The 17,924-nt window shown below is 72.2% G+C and carries 20 protein-coding genes; 9 read left to right on the top strand and 11 right to left on the bottom strand.

Annotated features, from left to right (window positions below; all coding sequences use genetic code 11):
* Positions 1-26 precede the first annotated feature (26 nt).
* Together YIM_RS30780 and YIM_RS30775 are read left to right on the top strand one after the other, a co-directional pair.
* Complete coding sequence (locus YIM_RS30780) at positions 27-449, top strand: DUF350 domain-containing protein (protein ID WP_153033665.1); 423 nt, start codon at positions 27-29, stop codon at positions 447-449.
* On the top strand, positions 446-2,020 hold the full coding sequence (locus tag YIM_RS30775) for a polyamine aminopropyltransferase (RefSeq protein ID WP_153033664.1): 1,575 nt from the start codon (positions 446-448) through the stop codon (positions 2,018-2,020). Before YIM_RS30780 ends, YIM_RS30775 begins: the two co-directional genes overlap by 4 nt.
* Here YIM_RS30775 and YIM_RS30770 read toward each other — a convergent pair.
* A complete protein-coding gene (locus YIM_RS30770) occupies positions 2,017-2,580 on the bottom strand; it encodes a DUF3000 domain-containing protein (protein WP_194239797.1) in 564 nt (187 codons plus the stop codon). The genes YIM_RS30775 and YIM_RS30770 overlap by 4 nt on opposite strands.
* Before the next feature lie 99 nt (positions 2,581-2,679).
* Here YIM_RS30770 and hemE point away from each other — a divergent pair, with 99 nt between their 5' ends.
* The 5 genes from hemE to YIM_RS30745 are packed head-to-tail and all read left to right on the top strand — an operon-like array spanning position 2,680 to position 7,584.
* A complete protein-coding gene (hemE, locus tag YIM_RS30765; protein ID WP_153033662.1) occupies positions 2,680-3,759 on the top strand; it encodes a uroporphyrinogen decarboxylase in 1,080 nt (359 codons plus the stop codon).
* A gap of 2 nt (positions 3,760-3,761) precedes the next feature.
* Positions 3,762-5,180, top strand: a complete 1,419-nt coding sequence (gene hemG, locus YIM_RS30760) for a protoporphyrinogen oxidase (protein ID WP_153033661.1) — start codon at positions 3,762-3,764, stop codon at positions 5,178-5,180.
* Positions 5,168-5,860, top strand: coding sequence for a hydrogen peroxide-dependent heme synthase (gene hemQ / locus YIM_RS30755; RefSeq protein ID WP_153033660.1), 693 nt, complete (start codon positions 5,168-5,170; stop codon positions 5,858-5,860). Before hemG ends, hemQ begins: the two co-directional genes overlap by 13 nt.
* Positions 5,861-5,910: 50 nt before the next feature.
* Complete coding sequence (locus tag YIM_RS30750) at positions 5,911-6,240, top strand: hypothetical protein (protein WP_153033659.1); 330 nt, start codon at positions 5,911-5,913, stop codon at positions 6,238-6,240.
* A gap of 9 nt (positions 6,241-6,249) precedes the next feature.
* Entirely contained in the window at positions 6,250-7,584 is a 1,335-nt protein-coding gene (locus YIM_RS30745) for a CoA transferase (RefSeq protein WP_228005040.1), read from the top strand.
* Here the strand turns inward: YIM_RS30745 and YIM_RS30740 are convergent.
* The 8 genes from YIM_RS30740 to YIM_RS30705 all read right to left on the bottom strand — a co-directional run bounded on the left by YIM_RS30740 (position 7,555) and on the right by YIM_RS30705 (position 13,681).
* The gene (locus YIM_RS30740) at positions 7,555-7,902 is read right to left on the bottom strand and encodes a hypothetical protein (protein ID WP_153033658.1); all 348 of its coding nucleotides are present in this window, start codon (positions 7,900-7,902) and stop codon (positions 7,555-7,557) included. The genes YIM_RS30745 and YIM_RS30740 overlap by 30 nt on opposite strands.
* Positions 7,899-8,708 (bottom strand): DUF692 domain-containing protein, encoded by an 810-nt coding sequence (locus YIM_RS30735; protein ID WP_370468898.1) that lies wholly within the window; start codon positions 8,706-8,708, stop codon positions 7,899-7,901. Before YIM_RS30735 ends, YIM_RS30740 begins: the two co-directional genes overlap by 4 nt.
* Positions 8,701-9,597 carry a TIGR04222 domain-containing membrane protein gene (locus YIM_RS30730; protein WP_153033657.1) on the bottom strand — a complete coding sequence of 299 codons (897 nt, stop codon included), beginning with the start codon at positions 9,595-9,597 and terminating at the stop codon, positions 8,701-8,703. Before YIM_RS30730 ends, YIM_RS30735 begins: the two co-directional genes overlap by 8 nt.
* Positions 9,598-9,674: 77 nt before the next feature.
* Positions 9,675-10,592, bottom strand: a complete 918-nt coding sequence (locus YIM_RS30725; RefSeq protein WP_153033656.1) for a TIGR04222 domain-containing membrane protein — start codon at positions 10,590-10,592, stop codon at positions 9,675-9,677.
* A 1-nt stretch (position 10,593) separates the two neighbouring features.
* A complete protein-coding gene (locus YIM_RS30720) occupies positions 10,594-11,481 on the bottom strand; it encodes a TIGR04222 domain-containing membrane protein (RefSeq protein WP_153033655.1) in 888 nt (295 codons plus the stop codon).
* A gap of 70 nt (positions 11,482-11,551) precedes the next feature.
* Positions 11,552-11,974 (bottom strand): peptide-methionine (R)-S-oxide reductase MsrB, encoded by a 423-nt coding sequence (msrB, locus tag YIM_RS30715; RefSeq protein ID WP_153033654.1) that lies wholly within the window; start codon positions 11,972-11,974, stop codon positions 11,552-11,554.
* A gap of 19 nt (positions 11,975-11,993) precedes the next feature.
* A complete protein-coding gene (locus YIM_RS30710) occupies positions 11,994-12,302 on the bottom strand; it encodes a hypothetical protein (RefSeq protein WP_153033653.1) in 309 nt (102 codons plus the stop codon).
* 17 nt (positions 12,303-12,319) lie between these two features.
* Positions 12,320-13,681 carry a glutamine synthetase family protein gene (locus YIM_RS30705; RefSeq protein WP_153033652.1) on the bottom strand — a complete coding sequence of 454 codons (1,362 nt, stop codon included), beginning with the start codon at positions 13,679-13,681 and terminating at the stop codon, positions 12,320-12,322.
* A 92-nt stretch (positions 13,682-13,773) separates the two neighbouring features.
* On the opposite strand from YIM_RS30705, the gene YIM_RS30700 reads away from it, so the two are divergent.
* A complete protein-coding gene (locus tag YIM_RS30700; protein ID WP_153033651.1) occupies positions 13,774-14,877 on the top strand; it encodes an amidohydrolase family protein in 1,104 nt (367 codons plus the stop codon).
* Positions 14,878-14,884: 7 nt separating this feature from the next.
* Here the strand turns inward: YIM_RS30700 and YIM_RS30695 are convergent, their stop codons facing one another.
* Both YIM_RS30695 and YIM_RS30690 read right to left on the bottom strand, forming a co-directional pair.
* Positions 14,885-16,483 carry a protein kinase gene (locus tag YIM_RS30695; RefSeq protein ID WP_370469032.1) on the bottom strand — a complete coding sequence of 533 codons (1,599 nt, stop codon included), beginning with the start codon at positions 16,481-16,483 and terminating at the stop codon, positions 14,885-14,887.
* 164 nt (positions 16,484-16,647) lie between these two features.
* On the bottom strand, positions 16,648-17,310 hold the full coding sequence (locus YIM_RS30690; RefSeq protein WP_153033649.1) for a TVP38/TMEM64 family protein: 663 nt from the start codon (positions 17,308-17,310) through the stop codon (positions 16,648-16,650).
* Between YIM_RS30690 and YIM_RS30685 the strand changes: the two genes are divergently transcribed.
* A complete protein-coding gene (locus tag YIM_RS30685) occupies positions 17,309-17,923 on the top strand; it encodes a GNAT family N-acetyltransferase (protein WP_228004110.1) in 615 nt (204 codons plus the stop codon). The two genes, YIM_RS30690 and YIM_RS30685, sit on opposite strands and share 2 nt — an antisense overlap.
* Position 17,924 lies beyond the last annotated feature (1 nt).

The following is a 17,924-nucleotide window of genomic DNA, read 5'->3' as shown; positions in this document are numbered from 1 at the left end:
CGAAAACCAAGCACCGAAAGGCGACCATGTCCGAACTCGTTCTCGGCCTGCTGGCCACGCTGGCCTACGGCGCGGTCGGCACCATCCTGATGGCGCTCGGCTTCGCGCTGGTCGATCTCGCCACGCCCGGCAAGCTCCGCGAGCTGATCTGGGTGCAGGGCAACCGCAACGCCTCCGTGCTGCTGGCCTCCGGCCTGCTCGGCGTCGGCGTCATCGTCACCACGGCGATCATCACCAGCGACAGCGACCTCGTCACCGGCCTGCTGTCCACGGTGGTCTTCGGCCTGGCCGGGCTCGCGCTGATGTCGATCGCCTTCGTGCTGCTGGACCTGGCCACACCCGGCAAGCTCGGCGAGATCCTGGCCCGCCCCGAACCGCATCCCGCGGTCTGGGTCTCGGCCGCGGTGCACGTCGCGGTGAGCGCGATCATCGCCGCCGCCATCACGTGACCACCACCGAAACCGAAACCGAGGTCGCGGCGCCGCGCACGCGGCTGGCCAGGGCCGCGGTCCTGCTCGCCGTTTTTGTCTGCGCGGCCTGCGGCCTGGTCTACGAACTGGCACTGGTCGCGCTCGGCAGCTACCTGATCGGCGACACCGTCGGGCAGGCGTCGATCGTGCTGTCGGTGATGGTGTTCGCGATGGGCGTCGGCGCGCTGCTGGCCAAACCGCTCCAGCGCCGCGCGGAGGCCGCGTTCGCCGGCATCGAGATCGCGCTCGCCCTGCTCGGCGGGCTCAGCGTGCTGCTGCTCTACGCCGCCTACGCCTGGCTCAGCCTGTACGTGCCCGCGCTGGTGGTGATCGCGCTGCTGCTCGGCATGCTGATCGGCGCCGAGATCCCGCTGCTGATGGTGCTGCTGCAGCGGATCCGGAAGCAGGACGCGGGCAGCGCGGTGGCCGACCTGTTCGCCGCGGACTACGTCGGCGCGCTGCTCGGCGGCCTGGCCTTCCCGTTCCTGCTGCTGCCGGTGTTCGGCCAGATCCGCGGCGCGCTGCTGGTCGGCGCGGTGAACGCGATCGCCGGGCTGGGCCTGGTGCTCACCGTGTTCCGCAAGCGGCTGCGGCGCCGCACGCAGGCGGTGCTGTCCGTGGCGGCGGTCGGCGTGACCGTGGTGCTCACCGGGACCTTCGTCTTCGCCGGGCAGTTCGAGCTGTCCGCGCGCCAGGCCCTCTACGCCGACCCCGTCGTGCACGCCGAACGCACGCCGTACCAGGAGATCGTGATCACCGAGTCGGTCGACCTCAGCGGACCGGCCGACGTGCGCTTCTACCTCAACGGCGACCTCCAGTTCAGCTCGGTCGACGAGTACCGCTACCACGAGGCCCTGGTGCACCCGGTGCTCGCGGGCCCGCACGAGAGCGTGCTGATCCTCGGCGGAGGTGACGGGCTCGGCCTGCGCGAGGTCCTGCGCTACCCGGACGTGCGACGCGTGACGCTGGTCGAACTCGACCCCGAGGTGGTGCGCCTGGCCAGGTCCCAGCCCGACCTGCTGGCGATGAACCAGGGCGCGTTCAACGATCCGCGCGTCCAGGTGGTCACCGCCGACGCGTTCACCTGGTTGCGCGAGAACGCCGCGCGCTACGACTCGATCATCGTCGACATGCCCGACCCCGACTCCACGGCGACCGCGAAGCTCTACTCGGTGGAGTTCTACGCGCTGGTCCGGCGGGCGATGGCCGACGGGGGACGCATGGTCGTGCAGGCCGGTTCACCGTACTTCGCGCCGCGGTCCTACTGGTGCGTCGAGGCGTCACTGCGCGAGGTCGGCCTGCGCAGTACGCCGTACTACATGTCCGTGCCGAGTTTCGGCGACTGGGGATTCCACCTCGCGACCGCGAACGCGGAGCCGGAACTGCGGCTTTCGCCCGGCGCACCGGCGTTGCGCGCACTGGACACCGAATCGCTGCGTGCGGCCGGGGTCTTCCCGGTGGACCGGCGGCGGATCCCGGACGTGCCCTCGTCCTCACTGATGCAGCCGCGCGTCCTGGAGTACGCGAAGGACGAATGGCGTAACTACTAGGAGCCCTGCCGCTGCTCGAACAGCGAGACCCCGACCGGCGGCAGCCCGACCACGCTGGACATCAGCTGGACGAACGCCTCACCGTGCGGGCGCAGGCTCGCGTCGTCCGGGGTCCAGGACGCGCGCAGTTCGAGGTCGTCGGTGCGGGACGGGCCGGCGATGTCGCCGAAGCGGGCCGACGAGGTTTCGGTGACCGTGCCGCCGAGCGAGCTGAACGCGGCGCCGTTGTGCTCCAGTGCGTCGGTCAGCCAGGACCAGCCGACGTCCGGCAGGAACGGGTCGGTGGCCAGTTCGCGGTCGAGTTCGGCCCGGACGTAGATGACCATGCGGAGCACCCCGTTCCAGCCCTCCTGGCCGTCCGGGTCGTGCAGCAGCACGAGTCTGCCCGACGCGAGCACGTCGGCCGGGCCGGTGACCTCACAGCTCAGTGCGTAGGCCCAGGGGGCGAGCCGCTGCGGGGCGCGCATCGGCTCGAGAACCACCTCCGGGCGGGAGCGCACGGAATCCAGTGCCGCCACCGCCTCGCGGAAGAGATCTGGCGCATGCGTCATCGCGGTCACGCTCTGGACTGTAGGCGGGAAAGTGCCCGCTGAGCTGGCGGACGCGCCGTCAGGTGCCTGGAAATCGGCCCTGACCTCCTGCGTGGCACGATGTAACCGATGTCTTCCTCAGTTTCAGCGCCCGCGACCGCCACCGCGCGTCGCGCGCTGCCCGACGCCCCCTTCCTGCTGGCCGCGCGGGGTGAGCGGCCCGCCCGCCTGCCCGTCTGGTTCATGCGGCAGGCCGGGCGCTCGCTGCCCGAGTACCGCGAGCTGCGCGCGGGCACCGCGATGCTCGACGCCTGCTTCGACCCGGAGATGCTCGCGGAGATCACCCTGCAGCCGGTTCGGCGGCACGGGGTCGACGCGGCGATCCTGTTCAGCGACATCGTGGTGCCGCTCAAGGCGGCGGGCCTGGACATCGACATCGTGGCCGGCACCGGCCCGGTGGTGGCCGGCCCGGTGCGGGACGCCGCCGCGGTGGCCGCGCTGCCCGAACTGGACGCCGAGCAGGTCGTCCCGGTGGCCGAGGGCATCCGCCTGCTGGTCGAGCGGCTCGGCGACACCCCGCTGATCGGGTTCGCCGGCGCGCCGTTCACGCTGGCCTCCTACCTGATCGAGGGCGGCCCGAGCCGCAACCACGAGCGCACCAAGGCGCTGATGCACTCCGAGCCCGCGGTCTGGCACGCGCTGGCCGGCAAGCTCGCCGACATCGCGCTCGGCTTCCTGCGGGTGCAGATCGCCGCCGGGGTCGACGCGATCCAGCTGTTCGACTCGTGGGCGGGCGCGCTCTCGCCGCGCGACTACCGCGAGTTCGTGCTGCCGCATTCGGCGAAGGTGTTCGCCGGGGTGGCCGACGCGGGCGTGCCGCGCATCCACTTCGGGGTCGGCACCGGGGAACTGCTGTCCGATCTGCGTGACGCCGGTCCCGACGTGGTGGGCGTCGACTGGCGCGTGCCGCTCGACGAGGCCGTCCGCAGGCTGACCGCCACCCGGCCCGGTTCGGCGCCGGTGGTGCAGGGCAACCTGGACCCGGCGCTGCTGTTCGGCTCGTGGCCGGTGCTCGAGGCCGAGGTGCGCCGGATCGCCGAAGAGGGCCGCGCGGCCGCCGGGCACATCTTCAACCTGGGCCACGGCGTGCTGCCCGACACCGACCCCGAGGTGATCACCCGGGTCGTCGAACTCGTGCACTCGCTCTGATCATGACCACCAGGATCGCGGTGGTCGGCGGCGGTGTCTCCGGGCTGGCCGCGGCCTACCGGCTGCGCCGCCTGCTCGGTGCGGACGCCGAGCTGACCGTGTTCGAGTCGACCGGGGCGCCCGGCGGCAAGCTGCGCACCGGCACCCTGGCGGGACGACCGTTCGACCTCGGTGCCGAAGCCTTCCTGGCGCGTCGTCCCGAAGCGGTGGCGCTGGCACGCGAGCTGGGGCTTGAGGTGGTGCACCCGACCGGGGCGCGGGCGACCGTGCGTGCCGGTGGCCGGGCACGCCGGTTGCCGCCCGGCACGATGATGGGGGTACCCGCCAGCGCCGACGCGGTTTCCAGCGTGCTTTCCCCGGAGGGACTGGCCGCGGTGGCTGCCGAAGCCGAGTTGACGCCGGTCGAGTTGCCCGCGGAAGACGTGCCGCTGGGCGGGCTGCTGCGGTCGCGCTTCGGGGACGAACTGGTGGACCGCCTGGTCGATCCGCTGCTCGGCGGGGTCTACGCCGGGGGAGCGGACGGGCTCGGGCTGCGGGCCACCATGCCGGGGTTGGCCGGTGCGCTCGACCGTGGCGTGCCGACGCTGACCGAGGCGGCCGCGTCGCTGGTGCCCGCGTCGCCGAGCAGCGCACCGGTGTTCGGCACGCTCGGCTCGGGGCTCGGCACGTTGATCGAGCGGCTGGTGGCGGCGTCCGGGGCGCGGGTGCGGACCGGGACGACCGTTCGTGAGCTGCACCGGCTGTCCGGCGGCTGGCGCCTGGTGCTCGGCGCCGCGGCCACCGCGCACGCGCCCGAGGAGTCCACAGTGGACTTCGACGCGGTACTGCTGGCGGTACCCGCCCCGGCGGCGAGGCGGCTGCTCGACGGGGTCGCCCCGGCGGCCTCGGCCGCGTACGGACGGGTGGAACTGGCGTCGATGGCGGTGATCGGGCTGGCCCTGCCGCCGGGGACCGAGCTGCCGGACGCGTCCGGCGTGCTGGTCGGGGCGTCGGAGCGGCGCGAGGACGGCAGGCCGTTCGCGGTCAAGGCGTTCACCTTCTCGGCCAGGAAGTGGGCGCACCACGGCGGTGACGAGGTGCTGCTGCGCGGGTCGGTCGGCCGGTTCCGCGAGCCGGGCGCACTGCACGCCGACGACGACGAACTCGTGCGGCTGGTGCTCGACGACCTCGCCGAGCTGACCGGCGTGCGGGCCGATCCGGTGGACTCCGTGGTCACGCGCTGGGGTGGCGGACTGCCGCAGTACGGCGCGGGGCACACCGGGCTGGTCGCGTCGATCGACCGGGCCGTGGCCGAGCTGCCGGGCCTGGAAGTGGCGGGCGCCACGCTGCGCGGCGTCGGCATTCCCGCCTGCGTCGCCACCGCGGACGCCGCCGCCACCAGGCTCGCGGAGTTTGCGAAGATGGACGCATGGCGCGGCTGAACTACAACGAGCTCAACGACACCATTCGCTACACCGCCTGGTCGGTGTTCCGGGCCGAACCGGGCCGGTTGCCCGAGGACCGCGGCCCCGCCGCGCGGGAGACCACCGAGTTCCTCGACGGTCTCGAGAGCAAGGGCGTGGTGGTGCGCGGGGTGTACGACGTCGCCGGTCTGCGGGCCGACGCCGACTACCTGATCTGGTGGCACGCCGAGGAGATCGAGCAGGTCCAGGCCGCCTACACCGGGTTCCGGCGGACGCCGCTGGGCCGGGCGTCGGTGCCGGTGTGGAGCCAGGTCGCGCTGCACCGGCCCGCGGAGTTCAACCGCAGCCACATCCCGGCCTTCCTGGCGGGGGAGGAGCCGCGGAAGTACGTCTGCGTGTACCCGTTCGTGCGGTCCTACGAGTGGTACCTGCTGCCGGACGACGAGCGCCGCAAGATGCTCGCCGACCACGGCAAGGAAGCGCGCGACTACCCGGACGTGCGCGCGAACACCGTCGCTTCGTTCGCGCTGGGTGACTACGAATGGATCCTCGCCTTCGAAGCGGACGAGCTGCACCGGATCGTGGACCTGATGCGTCACCTGCGCGGCACGGAAGCGCGGCTGCACGTGCGGGAGGAGATCCCGTTCTACACCGGCACGCGGGTGCCACCGGCGGAGCTGATCCAGAACCTGCCGTAGATCAGGGGTGGCATAGGCCACTTGTTCGTGGAGAGGGTAGGGTGTCCCGCATGTCTTTTCCCGAGATCGACCGCAAGCAGAAGCAGATGCGCCACGACATCGACGACATCCACGAACTCCTGGACCACACGAACAAGAGAGTCGATGTCATCGACACGAAGGTGGAGTCCATCCTGGAGGTGCAGGAGGCTCACGGCGAGCAGCTGCACAAGATCGACGAGAGGCTGCACGGAATCGAGACCCGCCTGAGCGGACACGACGCCCAGTTCGAGACCCTCAACGCTCGCCTGGACGGGCAGTCGGCGAGGCTCGACAGCCAGGGGGAGCAGTTGAACCAGATCATCGAGCTGTTGCGCGGTCAGCGGCCCGAAACCAACTGAGGGAACGTGATCGAGGAAGAACTCGCCGCGGTGTGGCGGCAGGTCAGCGGAGAAAGCCTGACGCCGGGGGCGGTGACGGTCAGCGGGGACGAGTCCGTGCTGCCCGGGCCGTTCCGGGTGGCGGCGGCCGCGGCGGCGAGTGTGGGGGTGGCGACGTTAGCCGCCGCTGAGCTTCTTCGCCTGCGGGGGATCGAACCGCCGCCGGTGGAGGTGGAGATCCGCCATGCGGTCGCCGCGTTCCACAGTGAGCGCCACCTCCGGGTGGACGGCGAAGTGCCCGGGGAACTCTGGGCGCCGCTGACCGGGGACTACCTCGCCACCGACGGGTGGGTCCGGCTGCACTGCAACTACCCGCGCCACGTTTCGGCCGTCTGCTGGGGGCTCGGCGCCGCGGCCACCCGGGAAGCCGTCACCGAGGCCGTCGCCAAGCGCCGGGCGCGCGAGGTCCAGGAGGCGGTGATCGCCGCCGGCGGGGCCGCCGCGCTGATGCGCACCCGCCAGGATTGGCTCAACCACCCGCAGGGCGCAGCCGTCGCCGGGCAGCCGCTGGTCGAGCTGCACCAGACCGGGAGCGCGCCGCCGAAGCGGCTGTTCGAGTCCGACCGCCCGCTCGGCGGGGTCCGTGTGCTCGAACTGACCCACGTCATCGCCGGGCCGGTGGCCGGCCGGGTGCTCGCCGCGCACGGGGCCGACGTGCTGCACATCGGCGCCGCGCACCTGCCCCGCATCGATCCACTGTGGATCGACACCGGGCTGGGCAAGCGGTCCGCCTTCACCGATCTCACCCAGGACGCCGGCCGGGCCCGGCTGCGCAAGCTGCTGGCCAAGGCGGACGTGTTCGTCCAGTCCTTCCGGCCCGGCGCGCTGGCCCGCTGGGGCTTCTCGCCCGAGGAACTGGCCGACGAGTTCCCCGGCCTGATCACCCTCGACCTGTCCGCCTACGGCCCGAGCGGTCCGTGGCGCAACCGGCGCGGATTCGACAGCCTGGTGCAGCTGGCCACCGGCATCGCCGCGCACGCCGGGCTGGACCGGCCCCATCCGCTGCCCGCGCAGGCACTCGACCACGCCACCGGCTGGCTCGCGGCCGCGACGGTGATGACCGCGCTCCGCCGCGCGGTCACCGACGGCGGTGGCTGGCGCGGTCAGGTCGCGCTCGCGCGCACCGCGGAATGGCTGGAATCCTTGGGGCGCCGCGAAATCACCGACACCGGTTACACCGCCGACGACCTGCTGGCGAAGCTGCCCAGCCCGTACGGCGAACTCACCTGCGTCCCGGTACCCGGCGCGAATCCACAGTGGACGGAGGGAACCCGGCTACCGGGCACGGACCGCCCGTCCTGGTAGCCGCTGCCACCAGCGCGGCCGCTTCAGCTCGCCCCTGGCGGTGAGCCAGTTCGCGAAGTTCTCCGCGTCCTGCCGCATCCGCACCCCTTCCTCACGAGGGTGCGTGGCCGCGTATTCGGTGAACAGCGGGACAAAGCGATCGCCCAGCTCCTGCGGCAACTCCGGCCGCAGGTACGCGACGATCCGGCGCCGCTTCGCCCGCAACGCCCGCACCTCGACCTCCACCCGGCCGGGATCGAACCCGGCCGGGGCGGCGCCCCCGGCGAGCAGCGCCCGCAGCAGTTCCGCCTGCTGTGCCGCCAGTCGCTCCCGGCTCACGCGTCGACCACCGCGCGGATCGCGGCCAGCTCGGCGGCCAGTTCGGCATCGGTGGGGTAGGCGTCGTCGCGTTCCAGCAGCACGCCCGGCGGGTCCACTCTGGACCGCAGCTCGCCGAGCAGGTCGAGCACCTGCGGTGGCACCGCGTGGGCGTGCGTGTCGTGGTAGACGCCGTGGTGTTCCTCGCCGCCGGCCACGTGCACGTAGGCCAGCCGGTCCAGCGGGATCTCGTCCAGGAAGGACACCGGATCGCTGCCCAGGTTCCGCGCGTTCGCGTACAGGTTCGCCACGTCCACGATGAGCAGGCAGCCGGTGCGGTCGGTCAGCTCGGTCAGGAACCGCGCTTCGCTCAGCTCCGGATCGGGCCACTCCAGCAGCGCCGCGATGTTCTCCAGCGCGAACGGCACACCGAGAATGGACTGCGCCAGCTTCACGTTGTCCACCAGCACATCCAGCGCCTCGCGCGTGCGGGGGAGCGGCATCAGGTGACCCGAGTCCAGCCCGCCCGCGCGTACGAAGCACACGTGGTCGCTGGCCACCGGCGCACCGAGCGCCGCGGTCAGCTCGGCCAGGTGCTCGACGCGCCGGGTGTCCAGTTCTTCGGCCCCGCCAAGGGAAAGCGACACCGCGTGCGGCAGCACCGGCACGCCGCGATCGCGCAACGCGGTCAGCGACGCGGGCAGCGCGCCGGGCTGGAGGTTCTCGGCGACCACCTCCACCCAGTCGACACCGGGCAGGCGCGGCACCGAGAGATCCAACTCGGGCCGCCAGCCGATCCCGACGCCGAACCGGGGCAGCTCAGCCACCGCAACCCCCGCAGCCGCCGCACCCGCCGCCTCCGCCACAAGACCCGCCGCCACCGCTGTCCCCACCGGATGAACCACCCGAACTCGGGGCGGCCAGCGCGGTGCGCAGGTCCTCGTCGGGGTACATCATCATGCCGCCCAGCGCGACCGCGCCCGCGGCACCGGCTAGCAGCGGCACCGCGGCCGAAGACCGGGACGGGGCACCGCCCGGCGACGCGGTCTGGCGGGATCGCCAGTTCTTGGCGCTGGCGAGTTGCACCGAGCCCCGCGCGGTCGGCCGGACCGGTGGCGCCGACCGGGCCACCCTGGACGCGATGAACGTGGCCAGCGCGGCCGCGACCACCAGCACGATCAGGAAGCCGACCGGCCGGTCCCGCACGATGCCGTTGACCAGGCGGATCACCCCGAGCGCCAGGGTGAGCAGGTAGAGCACGTGCACCAGGCGGCGCAGGATGACGCGCCCGCGCGTCGGCTGGACCAGGCCCGCGTCGGTCAGGTGCTTGGTCATCCCGCGGATGATCGCCGACTTGCGCAGTTCCCGGCGCAGGTCGGCCATCCGGGAGCTGCCCCGGCGCACGATCACCTCGTACACGGCCTGCTCCACCGGATCGGCGGGCGGGCTGCCCGCTCCGTGCACCCGGCCGGTGCTGTCCGCGCGGACCACCTCGCGTTCGAGCAGCGAAGCCACCGCGGTGTCGACGACCCGGTCGGCACCGCCGGCCAGGAACGCCACCTCGTAGACGTTGCCGGGGGTGTACGCGGTGGCCGCGCGGCTCCCGCCGGAGGCGAGCGCGATGCGGCCCACCACGGCGACCGCCGGCGGCAAGGCCAGCAGGAACAGGTACAGCACCAGGAAATCCGGGCCAGAGATGCCCCAGGGTTCGTCCATCACTCCGCCCTCCAACCGATCGAAGCTGCTCGGAGAGTAAGCCACCGCACCGGCTGCGCAGGGCCGTATTTCCGCCGTCAGCCGCCGCCTCCGCCACCGCCGCCACCACCGCACCCGCTGCCGCAGCCCGAACCGCAGCCACCGCTGTCGCCGCTGTCGCCCGGCGCCCCGTGGAGCACCCCGGCGAGCAGGGTTCCGGCGATCACCCCGGCGCTGCTGGTGGCCGGGTAGCGGCGGCGGGAGCGGTTGAACTTCAGCGCGACCGCCCGCGCGACTTCGGGATCGGGATACGCGTCGAGTCCGCCGTTCAGCGCGACCTCGCGCGTAACGCCGGTCAGCGTCTGCCGCGACGAGCGCAGCACCTGCTTGCCCAGTTCGGTCTTGCGCAGTCGCGGCCGCCGCCGGGCGGGCGCCAGTGCGGCGAAGGTGCCACCGGCCGCGACGAAGATCAGGAAGCTGAGGAAGCCGATCGGCGTGCTCGTGGTGACCACGGCGAACCAGCGCACCAGGCCGAACAACGTGATCAGGCCGTAGAGCACGGTCACGCCGAGCCAGATCACGTGGGTGGGCAGCTCCGGCTCGATCAGCCTGCGGAGTTCGAGTTCACGGCGGATCTCGGCCAGCTCCGGCGACTTCAGCGCGGCGACCGCGGCTTCGTTCGGGGTGGTGCCGAGATAGCCGGTCTCGAAGATGACGCGCTCGAGATCGTCCTCCGGCTCGCCGCCGACCGACCTGAGCGTCCCGGTGCTCTCGGCACGCAGGCTGCCCCGGTCGAGCAGGGCGGCCATGGCTGTCTCGACCGCACGCAGCGGTCCGCGGGCCAGGTAGGCGACGTGGTAGTCGCTGGGCAGCGGCGAGTCGTCCGGTTCGGACCCGTGCCGCCGCACCTGCCGGACCGCCAGCGTGGCCAGCACGCCCAGCAGTCCCGGCAGCACCAGCAACGCCAGGTACAGCCCGAGGAACGCGGATCCGGACAGGCCCCACGTCTCAGTCATCTCAGCCTCCTCCGCCACCACCACCGCACCCGCCGCCGCCCCCGCAGCTGCTGCCACCCGAGGAGGACGACGAACAGCTGCTTCCGCCCGACGACGAGCAACCACCACCCACGATGGCACCACCGGCGTAGCTTCCGCACGAAGAATTCGACCGCCGCGGCCGGGGACGGGGCGGGGTCATGCCGTGCCGCAACGCCGCGGCGATTTCGCGGTCCGGGTACGACGCGAGGCTGTGCTGGGCCACCACGCCCGCCGCACCGGGAAAGCCCTCGGCACGAGCCCGTACGCCCTCCCGGGTGAGCTTGTCATCACTGCGTCCGCGCAGCACCGACGAGATGATCAGCCCACCGGCGACCGCCACCAGCATCAGCGCCAGGTAGCCGACCGGGAAGCCGGCCTCCGCGCCGTCGGCGAACCGGAGCAGGCCGAGCAGCAGCACGGCGCAGTACAGGACGATCGCGGTGAGGCACACCGCGCGGCGTCGCCGGCTGTCGATCAGCAGGCCCCGGGTGACCAGATCCGCCCGCAGCGCCCGCATCGGGCCGGAGCCGACGAGGTAGTTGATCACCGCTCGAGAGGACCGGCCCGTCGCGCTCGCGAGCGCGTGCCGTTCCAGCTGGGTCGTCCCCGCGCGGCCAGTGGCGTGCAGGGTGCCCGAGGAATCGACCCGCAGCAGCCCGCGTTCGACCAGCCCGGCCAGCACGGTCTCGGCGGCACGTTGCGGCCCGCCGCGGAGGAAGGCTGCCTGGTGCACGTCGACCTGCCCGGCCTCGGCACCGCTCGAGCGGAGCCGCAGGAGCCCGGCGATCAGTACCAGCGTGGGCACGGCCAGGCACCCGGCGTAGATGCCGAGAAAAGCCGGGCCGGACAAGCCCCACGGATCACCCATTCGTTGCCTCCCCACCCGAAGCGTGATCGCCAAGGTATCGGGTGGGGGAGGCGCTTGTCCCTGGAACGGGTTACGGCTTGGGCACCAGTTTCAGCGAGATCGAATTGATGCAGTACCGCTGGTCGGTCGGCGTGTCGTAGCCCTCGCCCTCGAACACGTGCCCCAGGTGGCTGTGGCACGAGGCGCACAGCACCTCGATGCGCACCATGCCCATGGTCCGGTCCTCGCGGAGCAGTACCGCGTCGGAGTCGGCCGGGTCGTAGAACGACGGCCAGCCGCAGTGGCTTTCGAACTTCGTGTCGCTGCGGAACAACTCGGCCCCGCAGGCACGGCACTCGTAGACGCCGGTTGTCTTGGTGTCGGTGTACTCGCCGGTGAACGGGCGTTCGGTGCCGGCCTCCCGGAGCACCTGGTACTCCTCGGGGCCGAGCTGCTCCCGCCACTCCTGCTCGGACTTCACCACGCGGGGAGTCGCGCCGACGACGGGTTTCATACCTTTCACGTTCTCCACGTTACTCGGCGAGCCAGGCCAGCGTCCGCAGCACGATGTCCCACGAGGCGACGATCACGCCGATCAGGATCAGGCACACCACGGCCACCGCGGTCCACCAGCGCAAACCGCCCGCGCGGCGGCTGGAGTCGGCGAAGTCGGCCACTCCGTCGATCGAGGCTTCCACGGTGAACGCGGGACCGCAGCGCTCGATCCGGTCGAGGTGGCGGGCGAACTCCTGCGCTTCGGGGTCCGCCGGGTCCAGCCCGACGAGGTCCTCGTGGAACCGGCGGTTCGACTCGTCGCCGGACCTGTTTTTGGCAGCGGCCATGGCCTCACGGTATCGCGTCAGTACCGCCATCGGGTGCGCGCCACGATTTCTTCGGCGGACCGCCCGTCGAACAACGCCACCTCACCACGGCGCACGGTGACCACGGTGTCCACCAGCTCCTCACCGAGCGCCTTGCGCAGCGCGGGGTCCGCCTCGAACGCGGCGACCGCGGCTTCGAGCTGGGTGGGCAGCCGCTGCACGGTGCCCTCGGGCAGGGAGGCCGGATCGACCTGGATCGGCTCGGGCAGGGCCGCCTGCTCGCCGATCCCGGTGGTGCCCGCGACCAGCAGCGCGGCCACCACGAGGTACGGGTTCGCGGCCCCGTCGAACGCCTTGATCTCCAGGTTCGCCGCGCGCTGGCCGTTCCCGGTCACACCGGAGACCAGCCGCAGCGCGGCTTCGCGGTTCTCCCAGCCCCAGCAGCGGAACGGACCGGCCCAGTGCGACGGCACCAGCCGCAGGTAGCTGGCCACCGAGGGCGCACCGATGGCGAGCAGGCCGGGCAGCCGGTCCAGGATGCCGCCGGCGAAGGCCTCGGCCTGCTCGGTGAGCCCGTGCCAGCCGTCGCCGTCGGACATCAGGTTCGTGCCGTCGCGCCACAGGCTCAGGTGCACGTGCCCGCCGTTGCCGACTCCGCCGGCCACCACCTTGGGCGCGAAGGTGGTGCGCAGGCCGTGGCGGTGGCCGACCGCGCGAACGGTCTCCCGCACCAGCACCAGCAGGTCCGCCGCGCCGACCGGGTCGGTGGCCGCCACCGACACCTCGAACTGGCCGACGGCGTACTCCGGGTGCAGCTGCTCGACCGCGATGCCCTGCGCGCTCAGCGCCTCCAGCAGTTCACGCAGGTAGTCCGGCAGATCGGTGATCCTGGACATGCCGTAGGCCGGGCCCGAGCTGGCCGGGACGAACTCGTCGCCGTCACCGCGGGAGACGCACCACTCGATCTCGAAGGCCACTTGCGCGGTCAGCCCGTGCTCGGCGAGCCTGGCGACGGCCTGGCGGGCGAGCAGGCGCGGATCGGCGGGATGGGGCGTGCCGTCCTGCTGGTAGCGGTCGGCGGGCGCCCACGCCCAGCCGGGCTGCGCGGCCAGCGCGGTGAGCCGGTCCAGATCGGGGTGCAGCCGCAGATCACCGGCCGGGCCGCCGGCGAACCGGCCGCTCACCGCGGAGTCGTCGACCAGGAAGGCGTCGAACACGGGAGAGGCGCCGATGCCCCAGGCGGCGGCGTGCCCGAGCCGGGCCGTGGGCACCGCCTTGGCCCTGGTGATGCCGCTGGTGTCCACCCAGGTCACCACGACGGCGGCGATCCCGCGCTCGCCGAGGTCCGCGGCGATCCCGCGGGCCTGCTGGGCGCGTGCCTCGCGATCGTGCTGGTCCATCCCTCAAACCCCTTCACCCGCGGTCTGGACAGAGCACAAGTTTCGCGTGAACGATCAACTTTGTCGTCGGCTATCCGGTCGAGAGAGGACAGATGTACACCGAATTTCCGCTGGTCGATCACCACTGCCACGGAGTGGTGCGCCGAGACCTGGACCGCCACGCCTTCGAAGCGCTGCTCACCGAAGCGCCCGAGCCGAGCGCGCTCGGCGGGTCGCTGTTCGACTCGCGCGTCGGACTGGCGGTCCGCCGCTGGTGCGCTCCCGTGCTGGGCCTGGAAACTCACGCATCCGCTGACGAATACCTCGAGCGGCGAGGCGAACTGGGACATGCCGAAGTGGACCGCCGCTTCCTCGGCGCGGCCGGGTTGAGCGCGTTGCTGGTGGACACCGGATTCGAGCCGGAACCCCTGCTGGGCCCGGCGGAACTCGGTGCGCTGGCGGGCGCGCCCGCGCACGAGATCGTCCGTTTGGAACAGGTCGCCGAACAGGTGCTCACAGACGGCGTTACCGCCGCCGGCTTCGCCGAGACCTTCCGCACGCGACTGGCCGCGCGCACCCGCGACGCCGTCGGCGTGAAGTCCATCGCCGCCTACCGCACCGGTCTCGACCTGGCACCGGAACGCCCGTCCCCGGCCGAGGTCACCGCCGCCGCCGGACGGTTCCTGCGCGCGGGCGGCGGACGGCTCGCCGACGAGGTGTTGCACCGGTTCGCCATCTGGTGCGGAGTGGACCTCGGCCTGCCCGTGCAGTTCCACATCGGCCTGGGTGATCCCGACGTCCGGCTGCGCGACTGCGACCCGCTGCTGCTCATGCCGTTGCTGCGCGCACTGCAACCAACCGGGATTCCGTTGCTGTTGCTGCACAACTACCCGTTCCACCGGGAAGCGGGTTATCTGGCGCAGGTGTTCGGCACGGTGTTCGTCGACATCGGACTCGCCGCGCACAACCTCGGCGACCGCGCGGGCACGCTGCTCGCCGAACTCACCGAGCTGGCGCCGTTCGGCAAGGTGCTCTACTCCTCCGACGCCTTCGGCCTGCCGGAGCTGTACTTCCTCGCCGCGACCCTGTTCCGGCGCGCCCTGGACGAAGTGCTGGCACACGGCACCGAGGCCGGTTCGTGGACCACGGCCGACGCCGGGCGGTTCCGCCGGCTGGTGGCCGGGGAGAACGCGCGGCGCGTCTACTTCCCCGGCTGAGCCGCGACTACTGCTGCGGGGAGGCGCCGTCGAGCTTGGTGTCCGAGTCGATGTAGAGCTGCCCGTTCACCGCGACCACCCGCAGGGTCTTCTCGAGCGAGCCCCCGCTGTGGTTGACGGTGACTTTGATGTCGACCGAGCCGTCGTCGTTGTTCGCCCGCTTGTAGGCGGTGGCGCCCTTGGAGCTGACCGACTTGAACTGCTGCCAGTACTGCGCGAACGCGTTGGCGTCACCGTAGGCGGCCTGCGCGGCCTGGGTGAGCATGGACCAGGTGGGGGCCCCGCCGATGGACGAGTTGTAGAAGTCGATCACCCGGTTGCCCGCCGGACCCCATTCGACCTTGCCGGAGCTGGTGGTGTTCTGCTGCGACGGCTTGGCCGAGCTGGGCGGCGCCGAGGACTCGGCGGGCGCCTGCGACTGGCTGCTCTCCGGCGCGGCGCCCTGCGCGTTGTCGGTGGGGGTGTTGTCACCGTTGGACGACAGCACGATGAACACGACCACGGCGACGACCAGCACCGCGGCACCGCCGACGCTGAGCATGAGCGCCTTGCGCTTGGCCTCGGACTGCTCGGCCGGGGTCCGGCCGGAACTGAGGGCGGGCGGCGCGGCGGCGACCGGCTGCTGTTGCTGCTGCTGCGGCGCGACCGCCGCCGGTCTCTGCGGCGGGAACGAGGAGGTCGGGTTGACCGGCTTGGGCGCGGCGACCGGGGCGGGCCCCGCGGTGGCGCCCTTCTCGGTGCGCTGCCACGGCGTGCGCGAGACCGGGTTGCCCCCGGCCGGGGTGACCGGCTGACGACCGCCACCGGCGACACCGAGCGCGGGGGAGACCGCGGCCGCGCGCGTGTCGCCCTCGCCCCTGGCCAGTGCCGCGAGCCGCTCGCGCGTCTCCGGCATGGTCGGCCGTCCTTCCGGCTCGACCTGGAGCATGCTCATCAGCAGCTCGGTGGCCGCGCCGGACTTGCGCGGCGGCTCGACCTTGCCGTTGGCCGCCTTGTAGAGCAGCGCGAGCTGGTTCGTGGAGTTGCCGTAGGGCGCGACGCCCTCCAGCGCGTGGTAGAGCGTGGCGCCGAGCGCGAACACGTCCGACCCCGGCGAGGGGTCGGCACCGCGCGCCAGCTCGGGCGCCAGGTAGGCGGGCGTGCCGCCGATCAGCCCGGTCTGGGTGAGGGTGAGGTCACCGGCGGCGCGCGAGATGCCGAAGTCGGTGATCTTGGTGGTGCCACCGTCGTCGATCAGGATGTTGCCCGGCTTGACGTCGCGGTGCACGATGCCCGCCCGGTGCGCGGCCACCAGCGCCGCGGCCACCTGCTCGCCGATCCGCGCCACCTGGGGCAGCGGCAGCGTCGGGTTCTCCGCGAGCACCGCGGCCAGGCTGCGCGAGGGCAGGTACTCCATGATCAGGCACGGGTCGCCGTCGTGCTGGGCGATGTCGAACACCACGATGGCGTTCGGGTGCTGGAAGCGGGCGGCGTTCTTGGCCTCCCGCATCGCGCGCTGCCTGGAGTTGATCCGCTCCGCTTCGGACAGGCCCGGCTGGGCCAGGATCTGCTTGACCGCGACGGACCGCTCGAGGCGCTCGTCGATGGCCCGCCACACCACTCCCATGGCGCCGCTGCCAATGTGCTCGACCAGGCGGTAGTGCCCTGCGATCAACTGACCGGTGTCGATGGCAACTACTCCTCGGAAGACGTCCCGCATGGTGGCTGGTCCGGCGCGAGCAACCGCTCAGCGCACCCGATCGAGTGTAGCGGGCGCGGTTGGCGGAGCTGTCACGACACCGCGGCGTCGGGTGCGATGGATTCCGGATTTGTGCGCCGGATCACCCGGTACAGCCCGGCCGCGCCGATGAGCGCGAACCCCGCGAAGCAAGCCAACAGGGCCGGATGTGTGGTGCCGGTGAGGGCGTCACCCAGCAGGACCACCAGCACCGTGCCGGGCAGACTGCCGATCGCGGTGCCCGCCAGGTAGGGACCGAAGCGGACCGAAAGCACCCCGCAGGCCCAGCTCATCGGCGCGAACGGGACGAACGGGATCAACCGCAGCGAGGCCACCGCCAGCACCCCGCCGCCGGCCAGCCGGGCGTCCAGCGCCCGGATGCGCCCGCGTTCGAGGTGCCCGGCCACCCACTCGCGGCCGAGCAGCCGGGCCAGGCCGAAGCCGAGCGCGGCGGAGATCACCGTGGCCAGCAGCGCCACCCCGATGCCGAGCACGTTGCCCAGCAGCAGGCCGGAGACCACGTTGAAGCTGGTGCGCGGGATCGGCGCCACGGTGAGCACCGAGTACGCGCCGAGCAGCAGCACCGGCGCGATCCAGCCGGCGCCGGTCGCCCAGGCGCGCAGCTGCGCCGGTGCCGGGATGTCGATCACGAGTGAAGCCGTGACCAGTGCCGCGAGCAGCACGAGCGCGACGATCAGTTTGGTCCGGCCGGTCATGGCGACCACGGTAATCGGGGTGACGGCGGGCGCGGCGATGTGGTCCAGTACCGGGGTGCTCGATCTCGCACCGCTGCGTGACCAGCCGGAGCTGACCGGTGACCGGGTGACCCTGCGGCAACTCGACGAAACCTTTCTCGACGGTGCCTGGCGCGTGCTCCAGGATCCCGAGACCACCCGCCTGACCGGCACGCACGGCGTGTTCACCCGCGACCAGGTCCGCGCCTACCTCAAGGGCAGGCCGGGAGCACCCGATCGGGCGGACTACGCGGTCGTGCGCACGGCCGACGGGGAGTACCTCGGTGAGGTCGTGCTGATGGACCTCGACGAGGGCAACCGGTCGATGAACTTCCGGATCGCGCTCGGCGGGCACGCCTTCGGCCGGGGGTACGGCACCGAGGCGGTCCGCCTGATCGTCGCGTTCGGCCTGGACGTGGTCGGCCTGCACCGGATCGGGCTGGAGGTCTACGACTTCAACCCGCGGGCGCTGCGTGTCTACGAGAAGTGCGGGTTCGTCCGCGAAGGCGTGCTCCGCGACGCCCTGTGGTGGGACGGCGAATGGCACGACGCGTTCCAGATGTCCGTGATTGAAGGCGATCCCCGGCTAGGTTAGG

The organism is Amycolatopsis sp. YIM 10, from assembly GCF_009429145.1.
Taxonomy (GTDB): domain Bacteria; phylum Actinomycetota; class Actinomycetes; order Mycobacteriales; family Pseudonocardiaceae; genus Amycolatopsis.
The sequence above is the reverse complement of the archived record's forward strand: the minus strand, read 5'-3'. Positions and strand labels throughout refer to the sequence as shown.